This is a genomic window from Olleya aquimaris, assembly GCF_003259525.1.
GTDB classification, from domain to species: domain Bacteria; phylum Bacteroidota; class Bacteroidia; order Flavobacteriales; family Flavobacteriaceae; genus Olleya; species Olleya aquimaris.
In genome coordinates, this window is sequence record NZ_QLLO01000004.1 from 85,756 (window position 1) to 105,085 (window position 19,330).

14 protein-coding genes are annotated in these 19,330 nt (G+C 33.3%); 5 read left to right on the forward strand and 9 right to left on the reverse strand.

The genetic code is table 11. From position 1 onward, the window contains the following. Positions 1–18: 18 nt before the first annotated feature. Positions 19–1,221, reverse strand: coding sequence for a porin (locus tag LY08_RS06820; RefSeq protein WP_111659701.1), 1,203 nt, complete (start codon positions 1,219–1,221; stop codon positions 19–21). A gap of 374 nt (positions 1,222–1,595) precedes the next feature. Here LY08_RS06820 and LY08_RS06825 point away from each other — a divergent pair, with 374 nt between their 5' ends. Continuing rightward, positions 1,596–1,955 carry a toxin-antitoxin system YwqK family antitoxin gene (locus tag LY08_RS06825; protein WP_111659702.1) on the forward strand — a complete coding sequence of 120 codons (360 nt, stop codon included), beginning with the start codon at positions 1,596–1,598 and terminating at the stop codon, positions 1,953–1,955. Between the two features lie 67 nt (positions 1,956–2,022). Here the strand turns inward: LY08_RS06825 and LY08_RS06830 are convergent, their stop codons facing one another. Both LY08_RS06830 and LY08_RS06835 read right to left on the reverse strand, forming a co-directional pair. After that, a complete protein-coding gene (locus tag LY08_RS06830; protein ID WP_111659703.1) occupies positions 2,023–3,192 on the reverse strand; it encodes a multidrug transporter in 1,170 nt (389 codons plus the stop codon). A 34-nt stretch (positions 3,193–3,226) separates the two neighbouring features. Then, complete coding sequence (locus LY08_RS06835; RefSeq protein WP_111659704.1) at positions 3,227–6,031, reverse strand: TonB-dependent receptor; 2,805 nt, start codon at positions 6,029–6,031, stop codon at positions 3,227–3,229. Between the two features lie 204 nt (positions 6,032–6,235). On the opposite strand from LY08_RS06835, the gene dgt reads away from it, so the two are divergent. The 3 genes from dgt (at position 6,236) to LY08_RS06850 (ending at position 12,370) form a co-directional block, all read left to right on the forward strand. After that, complete coding sequence (gene dgt, locus LY08_RS06840; protein ID WP_111659705.1) at positions 6,236–7,579, forward strand: dGTP triphosphohydrolase; 1,344 nt, start codon at positions 6,236–6,238, stop codon at positions 7,577–7,579. Between the two features lie 86 nt (positions 7,580–7,665). Beyond that, positions 7,666–11,649: a thrombospondin type 3 repeat-containing protein gene (locus LY08_RS06845; RefSeq protein WP_111659706.1), complete on the forward strand. Its 3,984-nt coding sequence runs from the start codon at positions 7,666–7,668 to the stop codon at positions 11,647–11,649. 4 nt (positions 11,650–11,653) lie between these two features. After that, entirely contained in the window at positions 11,654–12,370 is a 717-nt protein-coding gene (locus LY08_RS06850) for a hypothetical protein (RefSeq protein WP_111659707.1), read from the forward strand. Positions 12,371–12,409: 39 nt separating this feature from the next. Here LY08_RS06850 and dxs read toward each other — a convergent pair whose 3' ends face one another. From dxs to LY08_RS06865, 3 genes are read right to left on the reverse strand one after another with little or no spacing between them, the layout of a single operon-like run. Continuing rightward, positions 12,410–14,185 carry a 1-deoxy-D-xylulose-5-phosphate synthase gene (gene dxs, locus LY08_RS06855; protein WP_111659708.1) on the reverse strand — a complete coding sequence of 592 codons (1,776 nt, stop codon included), beginning with the start codon at positions 14,183–14,185 and terminating at the stop codon, positions 12,410–12,412. 44 nt (positions 14,186–14,229) lie between these two features. Continuing rightward, positions 14,230–14,559: a hypothetical protein gene (locus tag LY08_RS06860; RefSeq protein WP_111659709.1), complete on the reverse strand. Its 330-nt coding sequence runs from the start codon at positions 14,557–14,559 to the stop codon at positions 14,230–14,232. A gap of 40 nt (positions 14,560–14,599) precedes the next feature. Continuing rightward, positions 14,600–14,932, reverse strand: a complete 333-nt coding sequence (locus LY08_RS06865) for a hypothetical protein (RefSeq protein WP_111659710.1) — start codon at positions 14,930–14,932, stop codon at positions 14,600–14,602. A gap of 63 nt (positions 14,933–14,995) precedes the next feature. On the opposite strand from LY08_RS06865, the gene LY08_RS06870 reads away from it, so the two are divergent. Next, on the forward strand, positions 14,996–15,445 hold the full coding sequence (locus tag LY08_RS06870; protein ID WP_111659711.1) for a nucleoside deaminase: 450 nt from the start codon (positions 14,996–14,998) through the stop codon (positions 15,443–15,445). Here the strand turns inward: LY08_RS06870 and LY08_RS06875 are convergent. From LY08_RS06875 to aspS, 3 genes are read right to left on the reverse strand one after another with little or no spacing between them, the layout of a single operon-like run. After that, positions 15,442–15,681 carry a hypothetical protein gene (locus LY08_RS06875; RefSeq protein WP_111659712.1) on the reverse strand — a complete coding sequence of 80 codons (240 nt, stop codon included), beginning with the start codon at positions 15,679–15,681 and terminating at the stop codon, positions 15,442–15,444. The two genes, LY08_RS06870 and LY08_RS06875, sit on opposite strands and share 4 nt — an antisense overlap. Positions 15,682–15,690: 9 nt before the next feature. After that, complete coding sequence (locus LY08_RS06880) at positions 15,691–17,472, reverse strand: chloride channel protein (protein ID WP_111659713.1); 1,782 nt, start codon at positions 17,470–17,472, stop codon at positions 15,691–15,693. Positions 17,473–17,524: 52 nt separating this feature from the next. Next, positions 17,525–19,273, reverse strand: a complete 1,749-nt coding sequence (aspS, locus tag LY08_RS06885; RefSeq protein ID WP_111659714.1) for an aspartate--tRNA ligase — start codon at positions 19,271–19,273, stop codon at positions 17,525–17,527. Positions 19,274–19,330: the final 57 nt, after the last annotated feature.

Genomic DNA, 19,330 nt, shown 5'->3' on the forward strand with positions numbered 1-19,330 from the left:
CTAATGTTATGTTTTTTGTTAAAAATGAATATCAAATCCAAGTCTAAAGGTAATATTATCTTCATTACCATTAACCGTTGTATAGCTTAAATCTGATTGTACCTTTAATTTATGTCCTACTATAAACTTATTCACACCTATTGTATATTGGTCTGTAGGTAACGCTCCAGTGATAGATTCGTATTCTACAGTTGTAAATCTAGCAGCAATTTCGTAATTGTTTTTAAACAAATAACCTGCTTGTAAATTTAATGCATTTCCTGTTAATACAACATCACCAGTTGGTGTAACACCATCAGCTTCTGTAGCAATTTCGTTGTCTGCTGTACGCTTTGCATATTCGCCCATAAAAGAAAAACCTTGGTATTTAAACATTGCATCAGCAAAAATAGTTGTCTGGTCAGTTTCATAAATTGTACCATCAGTACGTATCATATAATCTCCTGCAAATCCACGTTCTCTAACTGCATCTTGATTATAGTTGTATGTAAAACCAGCCATTAGTTTTGGTTTTTCCTCGCGTTTTAAGTCCGACTGACTATAATCTCCTTTAGATTTAAAAGCACCAAATGGTAAAAACTCAACTCTAGCAGTATATTGTAATCCACCTTCGTTACCTTCTGTAACGTTTCTACCTTCACCTTGAGAGATAGAAAACTTTTCACGCATTAAAAAGTTACCTCCTAAATTTGATTTATGACGAATTTGAATTCCTAAATCACGATCAATATTAAATCGACTATTTAATAACGAACGATTTATTAATTGAAGATTAGCCGAAGAGACCACACGCTCTACGTTTCCTGGAAGTTTAGTTTGTCCAGCCCAAAGCTCCCAGTTTTTTGCAAACTCCCACATGATAACAGCATCAAGGATGTAACGAGGTGTATTACGATTAAAAGCATTAGCACCAGAGATATCTCTGTTGGATAAACCTAATTCTATTTTATATTTTAATTTAGGGCTATAAGCAAAACCATCAAATTTTAAACGTGCACGACGTACAATAAAATTGTGCTCCGGACTACCATATTGGCTGCCATCATGATCCCAAGAAGATATTGATCTAACTTGAAAACGTGGTGCAAATTTAACGCTGAACGAACTGTCTTTGGCTGTAAAATTAATTAATCCTTTTCCAAATGAAGTGTCACTAATTTCTTGAGCGTTTACTAGAAAAATTGAGCACAAAAATAGTGCAAGAGTAATGTTAAGTTTCATTATAATTATAAGTTTTTGTCGCTGCAAATAACCAACTCTAATGTTAACTTAATGTTTCCATATGTTTAATTTTGAAACAAAAAAAGACTGCTTTGGCCAAAAGCAGTCTGATTAGAAATCATAATAATGTAGTCGACAAAAACTAATAGATTATATGAAATACTAATTGTGTTGTCTATAGACAATAGCAAATATCTTGACTTTAAGTAATTTTAATGTAATGTTAATATTATCTAATTATTAATAATAATTAAATGTTGTAAATAATTGGAAATCAAATAAATAAAGCTTTAATGTTAAATTAATGTTACGTGAATGTTGTTTAAATGTTATGTAAATCTTATCTTTGAGTTATAATGTTAAAACCCATAATTATGAAGAAATCAATTTTATTTACGATTGCCTTAATAATTTCTGTGGTTTCTTTTGCGCAGCAAGAGAGAGATTTAAAACTGAATAAAGAAACTGATTTAATTGAAGTGACTTATTATCATGACAATGGAGTGGTAAGCCAAACTGGTTATTACACTTTAGATGGAAAACTTCAAGGACAATGGTTAAGTTTTAATACAGAAGGCAAAAAACAAGTTTCTGCAAATTATGATAATGGTAAAAAAGTCGGCAAATGGTTTTATTGGTATGATACCATTTTAAAAGAAGTAGATTATGATAACAACACTATAGCTAGTGTAAGCGAATGGGAAATTAAATCTCCAGTTGCGACTAGTAATTAGATTTTTATCTTACAAGAAATAAAAAAGCCTTGCAATTGCAAGGCTTTTTTTATATAATCTCTAAAATTTAGTTTACTGTCCATCCAGTTCCCCAAGTTGTGTAATCTGTAGTAGTAGCATTACCTTCACCTGTGTAAAAATCGGCATCAGTAAAGGATACTGTAGTATCATTTTTTACTTTAGTAGTAATATCTACAAAAGTAACACCTGTAACTTGTAAATCATTACTTATTACACCATTACCTGTATCCACATCATCTAAATCAAATGCTTCTAAATACCCTGTTATATGTACATTAGTAAAAATACCTTGTGTGCCTGCTCTTAGTCTAATAGCTTCAGCATGTCCCGCTGCAGTACCTTCTCCTACAATAGTAAGGTTGTTAACTGTAGGCTTAGAGAACACACCAGACGCATTACTAAAGTCAGTATTATATCCATCTGCTTCGATAGCTTTGTCATCAGACACTCTATTTGAAATGTAAACATGATTTAAAGTTCCTGAAAAACCTTCAGTCCAGTCAACCGAATCATCTTCAGCATTTATTACCGAAATATAATTTACGTTAACTGTACCTCCAAAAAACTCTATACCATCATCTTTACCAGCATATGCTTGAATATAGTTTACATCTGTTCCATTACCCACGCCATAAAATGAAAAACCATTATTTTCAGATTGTCCATCTGCAGCTCCTCCAGAATATTCTACACGAACATAATTTAAAGAACCTGAGTTGTCATCTGCTATATTACCACCATAAGGTAAACTTGCAATTTCTGAAGTAGCAGTGTTTGTACCAGTTACAGAATTTACTGGAGCTTTACCTAACAAAATGATTCCGCCCCAATCTCCAGCTTGTGGGTTAGAAGCATCAGAAGTAAATACAATTGGGCAATCTGCTGTTCCATTGGCTATAATTTTTGCACCTTGAGAAATGGCAATATAAACATTAGCTCCTGATGATAAGGCTTGGATTGTCATACAAGCAGGAATGGTTAATGTAGTGCCACTAGCCATTATTAACGAACCATTTAATTTGTAAGTATTATTAGCATCTAATGTTAAATCTTCAGTATAAGTTCCAGATAAAAATATGGTGTCTGAATTTGATCCTCCTCCAGAAGAATTGTTAATTACACTATTATCATTAATTATGATATCCGCAGTGTCATCTGTTGAGCAAGAGAATATCATCGATACTAATGCTAGCGATAAGATTAATTGTTTTTTCATTGTTCTTGTTTTTTATTTTTAATTGTATTTAGTTTTAAAATTTATATTTAAGTTGAAGTCCTAAATTTAGTCCTCGTTTATAATCTGTAACTCCTTTTCCGTTAGCAGAAACAACTAATATGTCTCCTTGATTTTGATCTTCTCTTACATATTGTATGGTTGGGTTTAAAAGGTTTTTTGCACTAAAATTAATTTCGAAATTATCGTTAATTGAATTTTTCCAAATAAAGTCTAATGTTGGTACACTTTTTTCGACGATGTTACCTAAGTCACCAGAGCCCAATGCATCAATACGGTCAGAGAAATAAGAGAATACTAAATTTGCTACTGGTTTATAGTTTTTAAAAGTAGGAGAGTAGCTAATATCTGCGTTTAATAATAAAGGTGAAGCACCTTGTAAATTATCTTCATTTCTATTAAATGCTAAATCAAAAGTTCCATCTATATTTTCATATAAATCTTGTTTAGTATTCATATATGTTGCATTAACACCAAATGATAAGTTGGTATTGTCATTTTCATCCACCAAAATATTCTTTCTTAATTCAACTTCAAATCCATAAATTGTTGCTTGATCTCCTGTTCTAACGTAGCGTTGTGTTCCTGTAGCGTCACCAACTACAACCAAGTTTATTGGGTTATCTATTTGTTTGGTAAAAGCACCTACAGAAAATATTTCGCTTCTGGTAAAAAACCACTCATACTTTAAATCAATATTTAAGATATCTGAATAACCAAGTACATCAGGATTACCACCTATTCTAGTTGAAACATCTTCATAAACAAAAGGAGCTATTTCTTTAAACTCTGGTGTTGACACTGTTTTACTGGCTGAAAAACGTAGATTTTGATCTTCATTTAAAGCATATTTAATATTCAAACTAGGAAGTATAAATGTTTCATTGGAGCTTTTAGTGTCTATTCCGCTATTCCCTAAGTTAATCACATCATAAGAAATATTTTGTTCAAAACTCTCTACTCTCACTCCAGGTACAAATAACCATTTGTCTCCTGCTTTAATTTCTGCATCAATATATCCAGCATAGATATTTAGTTTACCCTGATATGTGTTTTCAAATAAACCTGGTCTATTTGTATTTGATAATGTTGGGTAGGGTTTTAAAACTTTGATTTCATATATTCCGTTTGATTCGTCATTAAGATTCAAGTTTTCTAAATTGAAAACAGAATCAAAATTGTTGACATCTGCAATCTGGTAACCACTATCTACAATGTCATAACCATATCTAATATTATTAAACTGTCTAGTTTTATGACGACCATTATATCCAAAATTTAATTTTAGATTTTCGTTGGCTTTGTAAGTAAGATTAATACGACCATTATATTCATCGTCTTCAATTTTTTGGAAATAACGTTGGTTATCAAAAACTACATTACTGTAAAATGTCGGGTTGGTATTAGGGTTATTATCCAACGCAAATTGATAGTTTTCTACGCTAAAACGCTTTCTGTCTGGTTGATCTGCAAAAACCTTGTTATAACCAAATCCCCAATCTAGTTCTAATTTTCCTGATTTATGGTTACCTAATAATTGATTAACAAACATTCTTGTTTGGTCAAACTGTCTATTTTGCTGGTAAAAACCCTTATCTGTTTCAATTATAGCATCTCTATTTCTTCCTTGTCCATCTATACCATAATAACCAACTTCATCAGAAGAGCTATTAATAAATACAGAATTAAAACTAATAGCATTATCACTATTTAATTTATAATTTACATTAGCCATAGCAGTTGTAGTAGTAGAATACTCATACTCTTCAGAAACATCAAAAGCTTTTTTCTCTACAGTGGTAAAATCAACATTTTTACCTAATCTATACTCATAATTATTTTCAAATCCACCCGTTAAAAAGAAACTTAACCTTGAGCCATTTTCAAAATTAAAAGAGCTACCACCAGTTGCACCATAAGACACATTTATAGGTGTGGCAACAGTTTCTGGGTCTACACCATGAGATAAAATGACAGCAAATGGATTATGTTCATATCTTCCGTAATAACCAAAATATCCAGTGCCTTCGTTTCTAATAAAACTTTTGTCAATAGCATTAGTATTAAATCCTGTACCAGAAAAAGCATCTATAAATGTACCTCCTTTATGTTCTTTGGATGTGATATCAACGTTTCCAGCTGAGAAATCTCCATAAAATTGTGCTGCATATGCTTTACTTATTGACACGTTTTGTATGACGTCTGAGGAGAATAAATTTAGGTCAATATTCTTTTTGTTAACGTCATTTGATGGTAAGGATAAACCATTCATTGTGGTGTTTAAATATCTATCTCCTAAACCACGTACATAAACATTACTAGAGCCTTCTTGTTTAGATACACCAGAAATTTTAGCAACAGCTCCAGCTGCATCACTAACTCCTTTTCTAGATAACTCTTCTGCACCAATACTTTGTTTGATTTCTACTGCTTTTTTCTGTTCTAATAAAAGTGCAGTTTCACTTTCGCGTTTGGTGGTAACTGTTTCTAAAACGACTTCGTCCAAAGCTGCTGCGCTAGCAGCCATTACAACATCTAATGTAGTTGTCTGTCCAGATGTAACTGTAACAGGTAATCTTTGGGTTTGATAACCAACAAAACTAAATTCTATAGTATAACTTCCAGCTTCTAAGTCTGTGAAAGAATATGAACCTTCAAAATCTGATGTGGTACCTGTTGATGTGCCAGCTATTAATATGTTTGCAAATGCTAAAGGCTCATTATTAAATTCTTTATCTGTTATTTTCCCAGAAATAGAACCAGTTTGAGAGTAACCAACAATACTAAATAACGCAATTATTAAATATGTAATTTTTTTCATTTTGACTATTAAAATTCTAGGCACAAAGAAACTCTCATATTGTAAAGTCAATGTTAACTACAGATTAATACTTGTTCACTAAAAAGTTAGCTAAAGGTTATGAGAAATTGTTGTGTTCAAGATTTAGAAAACATTAAGTTAACATTCAAAAGTGCTTTTGATTATTTTTCAAATAGTTATCTTGCATTCCATTAAATTAGAATTATGAATTGGGAACAATTACTCTCCTTAAAACGCTTTGGCGACACTAATAAAAGATTAAGACAAGAACAAGATGAAACCCGTTTAGGTTTTGAGGTAGATTATGATCGAGTAATATTTTCTTCAGAGTTTAGAAGCCTTCAAGATAAAACTCAAGTTATACCACTTTCTCAAACCGATTTTGTACATACTAGATTAACACACAGTTTAGAAGTTAGTGTGGTAGGTCGATCACTAGGTAGAAAAGTAGGTCAGAAAGTATTAGAAAAACATCCGCATTTACAAAAGGTTCATGGCTATTTGCCAAACGATTTTGGAGCAATAGTGGCATCTGCTGCTTTAGCGCATGATATAGGTAATCCACCTTTTGGGCATTCTGGTGAAAAGGCTATAGGTGAATTTTTTAAATCTGGAAAGGGGAAACTGTATAAAGCTAATTTATTAGATAAAGAATATCAAGACTTATGCGATTTTGAAGGAAATGCCAATGGATTTAAAATAGTCACACAAAGTAGAGCAGGTCGTGAGGGTGGATTAAGACTAAGTTACGCGACTCTGGGTGCTTTTACAAAATACCCTAAAGAATCATTGCCAAAAAAACCAACTAAAAATATTGCAGATAAAAAGTATGGATTCTTTCAAAGTGAAAAAGAAGCCTTTCAAGATTTAGCTAAAGAGTTAGGGTTGAAAAAAACAGGTGATGGACAACATATAAGTTATGCACGTCACCCTTTAGCTTTTTTGGTTGAAGCTGCAGATGATATTTGTTATACCATAATAGATTTTGAAGACGGAATTAACTTAGGGTTAATTGAAGAAGAATACGCACTAGAGTACCTTATAAATTTAGTAAGACACTCTATCAATACAAAAAAATACCATCAGTTAACAAATACTAAAGACAGAGTAAGCTATCTACGTGCATTAGCCATAAATACTTTAATTAATGAAGCTGTAGAAATCTTTATGAAAAATGAAGAGCTAATTTTAGAGGGAAAATTTAATATTAGTCTTTTAGATAAAAGCCAATATGAAGCACAAATTAATGATATCATTAAATTAAGTATAGAAAAAGTATACCAATCAAAAGAAGTTATTGATAAAGAAATAGCAGGATATCAGGTGTTAAATACTTTATTAGAAATTTACACTAAAGCTGTAAACAATAGTTATCAAGGTGTTGCTTCAAATTATGACACATTAATATTGAAAGGTTTGCCAGCAATTTTAGACTTAAATTCAGATAGTTTGTATCAAAGATTATTAAATGTGTGTCATTATGTATCATTACTCTCGGATAGTCAAGCTATTATTCAATACAAAAAAATAAGAGGTTTTAGCTTTTAATCAAATCACTAAAAAATTCCTTTTAACAAAATAATCATTGTATTAATGATAAAAACAATTATTTTTAAGGACTTAAAAAAAAATCAATGAAAAAGAAATTATTACTACTCACTTCATGTGTGTTAATTTTAGTTGCCTTATTTACAGTAAAATCAGTAGACAAAAATACTGCTGTAGTAGATCAAGACATTAGAGAAATCCACAAGAAAAACTTAGAAAACAGTCCGTTTACAAAAACGCAACAATTAAGTAAATCAGAACGTAAAGCTGAGGGATTACCTCCAAACAAATTCTATGAGCAAGAATGGGAGTTGACAATGAATCCTGTATTGGGACGACCAACTTTTGAAAATTTAAGACAAATTCGTGCAATTCAAGAAGAAAAAAGACAAGCTTTTGAAGCTGCTAGAGTTCCTGGTGATGCAATAGATAATCCTTGGATAGAAAGAGGACCAAATAATGTTGGAGGTAGAACCAGAGCCATCATGTTTGATCCTAACGATACGACAAACGAAACTGTTTTTGCAGGAGGAGTTAGTGGTGCTTTATGGAAAAACACTAATATATCCAATCCTAGTTCGGGATGGACACGAGTAGATATTCCAGAAAATTTAGCAGTAAGTTGTATAACTTATGATCCAAATAACACAAACATTTTTTATGTAGGTACAGGAGAGTCTTATGTAGGAGGTGACGTAAATGGAGATGGTGTATGGAAATCTGAAGATGCAGGAACAACTTGGACCAAAGTCTTTGGAGGAATTTCTGGACCTACAACTTTTGAGTCTGCTTCCGATATTACCATAAACTCGCCAGCAAGTATTGCTGGAGATTATTTGTCTTATCCAACAGTTGCATTTGGTTCTGAAATTACTTCTGTTATTACTGCAGACTTAATTTTAGCTAATGATACTGCAAGTAGTAATCCAACCTTGGGTTGTACAGCATTTGGTGCTGATGCAACTGGTAAAATTGCTGTTATTAGAAGAGGAACTTGTAATTTTGATGATAAAGTTAGATTTGCAGAAGATGCTGGAGCTTTAGGAGTGATTATGATGAATAACATTGCAGGAACTCCAATCCCAATGGGTGGAGATGATACAACTATCACTATTCCTTCTGTAATGATTTCAAAAGCAGATGGAGACTTGTTAGAAGCTGCATTAATCTCAGGGACAGTTAATGGATCTTTAAACCCATCCACAGGGACTTTTACTGGAAACTTAGTACCAGGAATACAATTTGTTAATGACATTAAAGTAAGAAATAATGGAGGTGTGTCCGAAGTGTATGTTGCTGCAGGTGATAGCTTTTATGGAGCTGCAAATGCTACAACGTATTTAACAGGTCCAGAATTTGGATTATATAAATCTGTAGATGGTGGTGCCAATTGGAATGAACTTTCATTACCATTAACAGCAGATAATAACAAACATTGTCCTAATGATATAGAGATTGGTGCTGATAACAATATATGGGTATCAACAATTAATAGTGCAGTATATGGTGATGGTGGTGGAAAAATTTTCCGCTCTGCTAATGGTGTTAACTTTAACTTAGCTAGAACTGTACCAGATGCCGACAGAACCCAAATAGCTGTGTCGTCTTCAAACTCAGAAAAAGTATATGTACTTGCAGAAGGAACTACCAATCCTGTTATCATGGAAAAAACAGAAAATGGATTTGCTGGTAATACTGCAAATTCAATGAGTTTACCTAACGATGCTGATACTGGTATTACTGCTGCAGATTTTACAAGAGGTCAAGCTTTTTATGACTTGATGTTAGAAGTAGACCCTAATAACGACCAAACCATTTATGCTGGAGGTATTGATTTATTTAAGTCAACTAATGGTGGTACCAACTGGATACAATTCTCACATTGGTATGGAGGGTTTGGCTTTCAAGAAGTACACGCAGATCAACATGCTTTAGCTTTTGCTAATGGGTCTTCAACTATCATGGCTTTTGGAAATGATGGTGGTGTGTATTATTCTAGTAATGGTGGATCTATAACATCGTCTAGAAATAAAGATTTTAATACTTCACAATTTTATACTGTAGGTGTTGGGCCAACTACAGCTTTTACTGGAGACTTTTTTGCTGGTGGATTGCAAGATAACGGAACTCAATTATTCCAAGATGCAGATCCTAACCAGACATCTCCTTCAGTTGAGCCTTATGGAGGTGATGGTGCTTATACCTTTTTTGATCAAGATGGTACAGATAGATATTTTATCAGGAATTATGTATATAACTCTGGGATTAATCTTTACAATTTAGATACAAATACTAATGTTACCATTAATAATGAAAGTGCTTCTAACGGAGCTTTTATTAATCCACAAGCACTAGACTCTAATTTAGATGTTTTATATTCTAATTATTCTTCAGATGATTTTATAAGAATAAGACGTTACTCAGGTATTAAGTCTTCAGCAACGTTACAGGGTACAAATTTAACTAATGTAGATTTTGATAGTAGACCTACTGCGTTTACTGTTTCACCTTATACAACAACATCATCAACTTTATTAGTTGGTACTGTTTTAGGAGATGTATTTAAAGTAGAAAATGCAGATAGCGCTCCAGTTTGGACAGAATTAGAATTAAATAACATTATTGTTGGAAGTATTTCTGATATAGAATTTGGACAATCTGAAAATGATATTTTTGTTACTATTCATAACTACGGAGTACAAAGTATATGGTACACTAGTGATGGTGGTGCCAACTGGTCACCAAAAGAAGGTGATTTACCAGATATGCCTGTTAAAGCTATATTACAAAATCCTTTAAATTTAGATGAGGTTATCATTGGTACAGAATTAGGGGTTTGGTACACAAGCAATTTTTCTGACGCGAGTCCAAACTGGAACCAAGCGTTTAACGGAATGTCTAATGTTAAAGTTATGGATCTAGATTTAAGAGATGATAACACGGTTTATGCTGCCACTTATGGAAGAGGTGTCTTTTCTGGTAGTTTTGATGCTTTAGATCCAGATGGAGACGAAGATGGTGATGGTATAACTAATGATGTTGACAACTGTATAAACACTCCTAATGCAGATCAAGCAGATGCGGATGGAAACGGAATTGGAGATGCTTGTCAAGATACAGATGGAGATGGTATTTTAGACATTAATGATAACTGTCCAACAATTGCAAATACAGATCAAGCAGATGCAGATGGAAACGGAATTGGAGATGCTTGTGAGGATTCTGATGGTGATGGTATTTTTGATGCTGTAGATAACTGTCCAGATACACCTAACGCAGATCAAGCAGATGGTAATGGTGACGGAATTGGTGATGTTTGTGATACAAGTTACTTGGATGCAGATAATATCTCTATAGAAGTAGTTTCAGAAACTTGCGAAGGCGAAAACAATGGTCAAGTTATAGTAAATGTTAATGAAACCTTTGTGACTTATACAGCAACTGTAGTGGGTACAGGAGTGAATTTATCCGAGCAAATTACAACTAACACCTTCTCTTTTGAAAACTTAGCAGTTGGCTCTTATACTGTTTGTGTTGCAGTTAATGGAACTACTTACGAGCAGTGTTTTGAAATTAATATTGATGCAGCTGAGGTTATAGAATTAGAAATTATAAATAACTCAGATAATAATAACGATGCGTCAAACTCAAGAACAGTAAATGTAAGTGCAGGAACCGCTCCTTACACAGTTACATTTAATAATGAAGTCATTAAAATAACAAGCACTCCAATATTTGATATCCAATTAGAGGGTTCTGGAGAGTTAGAAATTAAAACCTCTAAAGCTTGTGAAGGAACATTTAGGACTACCATTATCAATCAATTAGACATTGTAGCTAGTCCTAATCCTGTTGATGATATGCTTAAAATATCTTTACCTACTTCTGTTAATCAGGACCAAATAGAGGTTCAAGTATTTGACGTAAATGGTAAATTAGTGTTCAATAAAAACGTTACAAATTTTAATTCTAATGTAATCGAGTTACCATTTAGTAACTTAAATAAAGGATTATACTTTGTGAGGTTAAATGTTGATGGACCAAAAGTTTTAAAAATTATAAAAAAATAAGAAGATGATTAAGAAAATAAATTTATTACCAATACTATTTGCATGTCTATTAATTGCATCTTGTGGTGGAAGTGATGATGGCGGAGGAGATGGCGGAAGCACACCACCTCCAACACCTAATTCGGCACCAACTAGAGTAAGTACGCTTGTTTATCCAACAGCAGATTTATTATGTATAGATAATACCATAAACTTTCAATGGTCTGCATCGACAGATCCTGATGGAGATACTGTTACCTATACATTAAGAATAGCATTAGATAGAGACATGACAAATATTGTCGAGCAATTAACAGCATCTACTAATAGCAGATCAGTAACTTTAGATACTGGAACAGCCTATTATTGGAATGTTATCGCTAAAGATTCTCAGGATGAAGCTGCGCCTTCACAAACCTATGCATTTTATACAGAAGGAGATGGCGTGTCTAATTACGCACCATTTACAGCAACTTTAAATGCACCAGAAATGGATGGTTTTGTGGATGCTGGAACAACTACTTTAAGTTGGACTGGAGGAGATGCAGATGTAGGCGATACCCTAACATACGATGTGTATTTTGGAGATACTAATAATCCAGCACTTGTACAGTCTGATGTGTCTGCATCAACATTTGATGTGACTACAGTTGCTGCAACAACTTACTATTGGAGAATTGATACTAAAGATGATAGTGGAACAAAAAGTATAGGTCAAGTTTGGTCTTTTACCACCAACTAGAAAACTAAATACAAAGATATATAAATGGCAGACTAATGTTTAGTCTGTCATTTTTTTTAGGAGTTCACTTAAACTTGTCGCATCAAGTTGAATAGATTGATGTAATTCTTCAACCGTTCCATGTTCAATAAATTGGTCAGGAATCCCTTTAATAATCAGCTTGTTTTTGTAGTTATGTTCTGCTGAAAATTCTGCAATAGAACTACCAAAACCTCCTTTTACTGCAGCATCTTCAATGGTAATGATAGTGTGATGCGTTTTAAAAATATCATGAAGCATTGCCACATCCAATGGTTTTACAAAACGCATATCATAATGTGAAAAGTCAGACTGGTTTTCAATTAAATGTAATGCTTCCATAACAGTTTTAGCCATATTTCCTATAGACAAAATAGCAATATTTTGTCCTTTTTTAAGTTGTTGACCAGTTCCAATTTCAATTTTGGAAAAAGGTTGTTTCCAATCGATTGTAACTCCTCTTCCTCGTGGATATCTAATAGCAATGGGCTGTTTTAAACCTAATTGTGCGGTATACATTATATTACGAAGTTCTATTTCATCTCTAGGTGCAAAAACAATAAGATTTGGTATGCAGCGTAAATACCCTATATCAAAAACACCATGGTGTGTTGCACCATCTTGTCCAACCAATCCAGCACGATCTAAACAAAATATTACTGGTAAATTTTGAATGGCAACATCATGTATTACTTGGTCGTATGCACGTTGTAAAAACGTCGAGTAAATATTACAAAACGGAATTAATCCTTGAGTGGCTAATCCTGCTGCAAAAGTCACAGCATGCTGCTCTGCAATACCAACATCAAAAGCACGATCGGGAATTTCCTCCATCATATATTTTAATGAGCTACCTGTTGGCATAGCAGGTGTAATCCCAATTATGTTTTCGTTTTGTTTTGCTAATTCTACAATGGTATATCCAAATACATCTTGATATTTTGGTGCTTGTTGTGTCGTGCTTATTTTAGCAATCAACTCTCCAGTGTCTTTGTTAAATTTACCTGGAGCATGATAGGTGACTTGCTGTTCTTCCGCTTGACGTAATCCTTTTCCTTTAGTTGTTATAACATGTAAAAACTTAGGACCTTTAATTTTTTTTAATCGCTCTAATTCAGAAAGTAAAAGTGGTAAATCGTGACCATCAATTGGTCCAGAATAATCAAAATTTAAAGCCTCAAATATATTGTCTTGCTTTTCAGTGCCTTTTTTTACGTTAGTTAAGTATTGCTTTAACGCACCAACGCTAGGATCTATACCAATAGCATTATCGTTTAAAATCACTAATAAGTTAGCATTAGTAACACCTGCATGATTTAAGCCTTCAAAAGCCATTCCGCTTGCTATAGAAGCATCACCAATTACAGCAATATGTTGTGTGTCTATATCACCTTTTAATTGACTGGCAATTGCCATACCTAAAGCGGCAGAGATAGAAGTGGAAGAGTGTCCAACTCCAAAGGTGTCAAAAACACTTTCCTCTCTTTTTGGAAAACCACTTAACCCTTTAAATTGTCTGTTGGTGTCAAAATTATCTTTACGACCAGTTATAATTTTATGTCCATAGGCTTGATGACCAACATCCCAAACCAATTGGTCTTTAGGTGTGTTAAAGACATAATGTAACGCAATGGTTAGCTCTACCACGCCAAGACTTGCGCCAAGGTGACCTTCTTTAGTAGCTACAATGTTGATTATAAAATCTCGTAGTTCTTGTGCAAGAATAGGTAAGTCGTCTTGTTCTAAAAGACGAAGTTGTTCTGGAGAGTTTATATGTTTTAAAAACTGTTTTTGCACCTAGCAAAAGTACAAGTTTTTCTGCTTGTTTATATTAAAAACTATTATTCCATTCCCATTATTTTAGCAACTTCAGGACAATTGGCTTTTACTAAACTTTGCATTTTTTTTCCATGTGCTAATTTCTCTTCATTAGTCATTGCATCTTCCTTTTTTTTCATTTCACCATCTGGATCTACACAAGCTGTTAAGTCGTCCATAGCTTTTTTATAAGCTACTAAATCTGTAGAATTTGGATCTTCTTTCATCTGTTTCATCATTTCTGTAACATCCTCAGAACAGTCACAAAAACGCTTTGCAGCTTCTTCTTCTGGTGTCCCAGTGCAAGACACAGCAGTTACAGCCAAACTGGCTAACACTAATTTTATTTTCATATTTTAATTATAGGTGGTAATTAATATTTAAATAAGTAAATTATTTATCCATTCCCATTGCTTCAACAATATCAGGACAATTGGCTTTTACTAAAGTCTGCATTCTTTCAGCATAGGCTTTGCGCTCTTCTGGTGACATAGCATCTTCCATTTTTTTGAGTTCACCACCAGGATCGGCACATTCTTTAAACTCGGTTAAAGCTTTATTATAACTTTCCCTATTCATTTCTCCTGAATTTTCTCTTATTTTAGTAATTTCTGTAGTAAAGTCTCCAGCGCATTCACAAAAGCGTTTTGCAGCATCTTCTTCAGTTGATGATCCACAAGAAAAAATGACGAATGCAATTCCTGTAAATAATATTTTAATTTTCATATTTCGATTTTTTTAGTGAAAATCAAATATATGATTTTCCTTTTTATTTGTATGTTTGAGATTATGATAAACCCATACGACGACAAATACTTTATGCAAAAAGCACTTCAGGAAGCTGAAGAGGCTTTTAATAAAGGTGAAATCCCAGTAGGCGCTGTAATTGTTATCCAAGATAGAATTATTGCCAGAGCACATAATTTAACCGAATTGCTTAATGATGTTACTGCACATGCCGAGATGCAAGCCATAACTGCTGCTGCTAATTTTTTAGGTGGAAAATATTTAAAAGACTGCACGTTATATGTGACTTTAGAACCTTGCCAAATGTGTGCTGGAGCCTTGTATTGGAGTCAGATTTCTAAGATTGTGTATGCAGCAAGGGATGAAGCACGTGGTTGTATTAATTTAAAAACTACGTTACACCCAAAAACAACCATTGAAGGTGGTGTTTTAGAAGAGGAAGCCTCTAAATTATTAAAACGATTTTTTATTGAAAAACGTAATTTAAATTAAAGTTTACGTGTATCACCTTCTTTTTTGCGCATCTCTTCTAACTTTTCTTTAGTTAACATATACTCTTTAGCATCTCTGTTTTTCCATCTGTGGTAGGTAAATAAAGGAATAACTACAAAAAACAACCCAACTACACCAAAACCAATTAGTTTTTGGGCATAATCAACTTCTAGAGTATAACCGCAAATAATACTAGTTACTGATGCAACAAAAGCTAAAGCTATAAGGTATCTCATATTATAAATTTAAGTCGTGGTATAATTAATTAATTGTCGTCTGTATGCTGTTAGTAATTTAGATTTGGATACAAACCCAATATACTTTTCGTCTTTTATAACTGGTAAATTCCATGCATTAGAATCTTGAAATTTGGTCATCACTATTTTCATAGAATCGTTTTTATAGTCAATGATGTCTGGTGGATTATGCATTAAATCGCTTACAAGAGTAGTATCATAAAGCGATTGGTTAAACATGATTTCTCTAACATCGTCTAACAAAATAATACCTACTAGTGCTTTATCTTCATTAACCACTGGAAATAAATTTCTTGTTGATTTTGCAACACCTTTATGTAACATATCACCAAGGGTCATAGTAGGTTTTAGTTTTACAAAATTAGTTTCAATAACACTATCTAAAGACATTAATGTTAGCACGCTTTGGTCTTTGTTATGTGTTAGTAACTCGCCTTTTAAAGCTAATTCTTTAGTATAAATAGTAAAGTCTATTGCATTCTTTTTTATAATGAAAGACATAGACACTGCAATCATTAAGGGTATAAATAATTCGTAACCACCAGTAATTTCAGCGATTAAGAAAATAGCAGTTAAAGGTGCATGAAGCACACCAGCAATTAAACCTGCCATACCAATTAAAGTAAAATTAGTTTCGGATACATTAAAGCCTAACCCTAAATTATTAATAATTTTAGCCACTACATTACCCAAAGCGCTACCCATTACCATGGTAGGAATAAAAATTCCTCCAGCTCCTCCAGCAGCAAAGGTTGTGGTCATTGCTATGGCTTTAAAAATTGTAATCCCAATAAGTAATCCAATAATCACCCAAATATTATCTTTTAAATGGTCAAAAGGTGTTGTGCCTAAAGCAGTTAAATGGTCACCAGCTAATAGACTATTAATAAACCCAAAACCTTCACCATAAAGTGGCGGAATAAAATATAACATCACACCAATTGCTAAACCACCAATAATTAGTTTTATGAGTCGCGATCTAAAGCGTTCAAAAAACTTTAAAATGAAAAAGTACATTTTAGTAAAATATATAGATGCAAAGCCAGTTCCAATACCTAAAACAACATAAAATAGAGTGTCTTTAATTTCAAACTTATCCGAAAAATTAAAGTTGAATAATAAGTCGTCACCTAAAAAGAAATAAGAGGTTAATACCGAAGATACCGAAGCTATTAATAGTGGTAATAACGACGCAAAAGTTAAATCTAAACTAAACACTTCTACTGCAAAAATAATGGCAGCAATAGGCGATTTAAATATAGATGAAATGGCACCTGCTGCAGCACAACCAATTAATAAAGTACGTGTTTGTTGATTAACATGAAACAACTTACCTAAATTAGAACTTATGGCAGATCCGGAAGCAATAGCAGGTCCAAGTAATCCAACAGATCCACCAAAACCAACCGTTAATGGTGCTGTGATTAACGGAATGTAAATTTTAGAACGCTCGATTAATCCACTACGTTTGGATAGTTTAAATAAAATAGAAGGAATGGCATGTTCTACATTTTTTTTAGTGACATATTTTACAAATAAGTACACTAAAAATAATCCAATAACTGGTAGTATAAAATAGACTTGGTTTTTAGAAAACACTACTAAATTGTCTAAAGCACCTTCTATGGTAAAGGTTATATTTCTTAACGTTACAGCAGCTAAACCAGCCAATAAACCAACAAGCCCACTTAATATATAAGTGAAGTTTTTTTCAGAGATGTGTTTTAATCTCCAAATAAAAAACCGTTTTAGAAGTGGTTGTTTAGGCATGAATTAAATGTACCAAAAAATCCTGCAATTTGCAGGATTTTTGTTGTTATGATTATAAATCTAATTTTAAATTTAATTCTTTTAGTTGTTCATCATCAATTGGCGCAGGAGCGTCAATCATAACGTCACGTCCCGAATTATTTTTAGGGAATGCTATAAAGTCTCTAATAGTTTCTTGTCCACCAAGAATGGCAACTAATCTGTCTAATCCAAACGCTAATCCACCATGTGGAGGTGCACCATACTCAAAAGCATCCATTAAAAATCCAAATTGGGCTTTAGCTTCTGCTTCACTAAATCCTAAATGTTTTAGCATAATAGCTTGTGTGGCTTTATCGTGTATACGGATAGATCCACCACCAATTTCGTTTCCGTTAAGGACTAAATCATAAGCATTAGCCTTAACTTCTCCTGGTTTTGTGTCTAATAATTCTATCTGACCTGGTTTTGGAGAAGTAAATGGGTGGTGCATTGCATGGTAATGTCCAGTCTCTTCGTCAAGTTCTAATAATGGGAAATCCATTACCCATAATGGTGCAAATACTTTAGGGTCACGTAAGCCTAATCGCTCTGCCAATTCCATACGTAATGCACTAAGTTGTGCACGCACTTTATTGGTGTCTCCTGATAATACACAAATTAAGTCACCAGGTTTAGCACCAGTAACTTCTGCCCATTTTGCTAAATCGTCTTGATCGTAAAATTTATCTACAGAAGATTTGTAGGTGCCATCATCATTAACGCGACAATATACCATACCTAAAGCACCAACTTGTGGACGTTTTACCCAGTCTATTAATTTATCAATTTCTTTTCTGGTATATGTGTTTCCGCCAGGAACTGCAATACCAACAACTAATTCGGCATTATTAAATACCCCAAAATCTTTATGTTGTGCCACCTCGTTTAGCTCGCCAAACTCCATTCCAAATCTGATGTCAGGTTTATCGTTTCCGTATAAACGCATAGCATCGTCATATAACATTCTTGGGAATTTCTCAATCTCAACTCCATTAACTTCTTTAAGTAAATGACGTGTTAAGCCTTCAAAAACATTTAAAATATCTTCTTGCTCTACAAATGCCATTTCGCAGTCTATTTGTGTAAATTCTGGTTGTCTGTCGGCACGCAGATCTTCATCTCTAAAACATTTTACAATCTGAAAATATTTATCCATGCCACCAACCATTAGCAATTGCTTAAAGGTTTGTGGTGATTGTGGTAAGGCATAAAATTGACCTTCGTTCATACGAGAAGGGACTACAAAATCTCTTGCACCTTCTGGTGTCGATTTGATTAAGTAAGGTGTTTCAACTTCTATAAATCCTTCATTAGATAAGAAGTTTCTAACCTCTTGTGTTACTTTTGCTCTAAAAATGAGATTGTTTTTAACTGGGTTACGTCTAATATCTAAATAACGATATTTCATACGTAATTCTTCGCCACCATCTGTTTCATCTTCAATAGTAAAAGGAGGTAATAACGCTTGGTTTAAAAGGGTTAGTTCTTTTACTAAAACTTCAATTTCTCCAGTTGGGATGTTTTTGTTTTTAGATTCACGTTCAATAACAGTTCCTTTAATTTGAATGACAAACTCACGACCAAGCTTTTGCGCTTGTTCCATCATGGCTTTTGGTGTACGTTCTTCGTCAAAAATAAGTTGAGTTATTCCGTAACGATCACGAAGATCGACCCAAATCATAAATCCTTTATCTCTTGATTTTTGAACCCAACCTGAAAGGGTAACTTCTGTATTAATGTGTGATGCTCTTAGCTCTCCACAAGTATGACTTCTGTACATAATCTATTTTTAGAAGTGCAAATTTAATATTTATATTTTGACTGCCATTTTTTAACA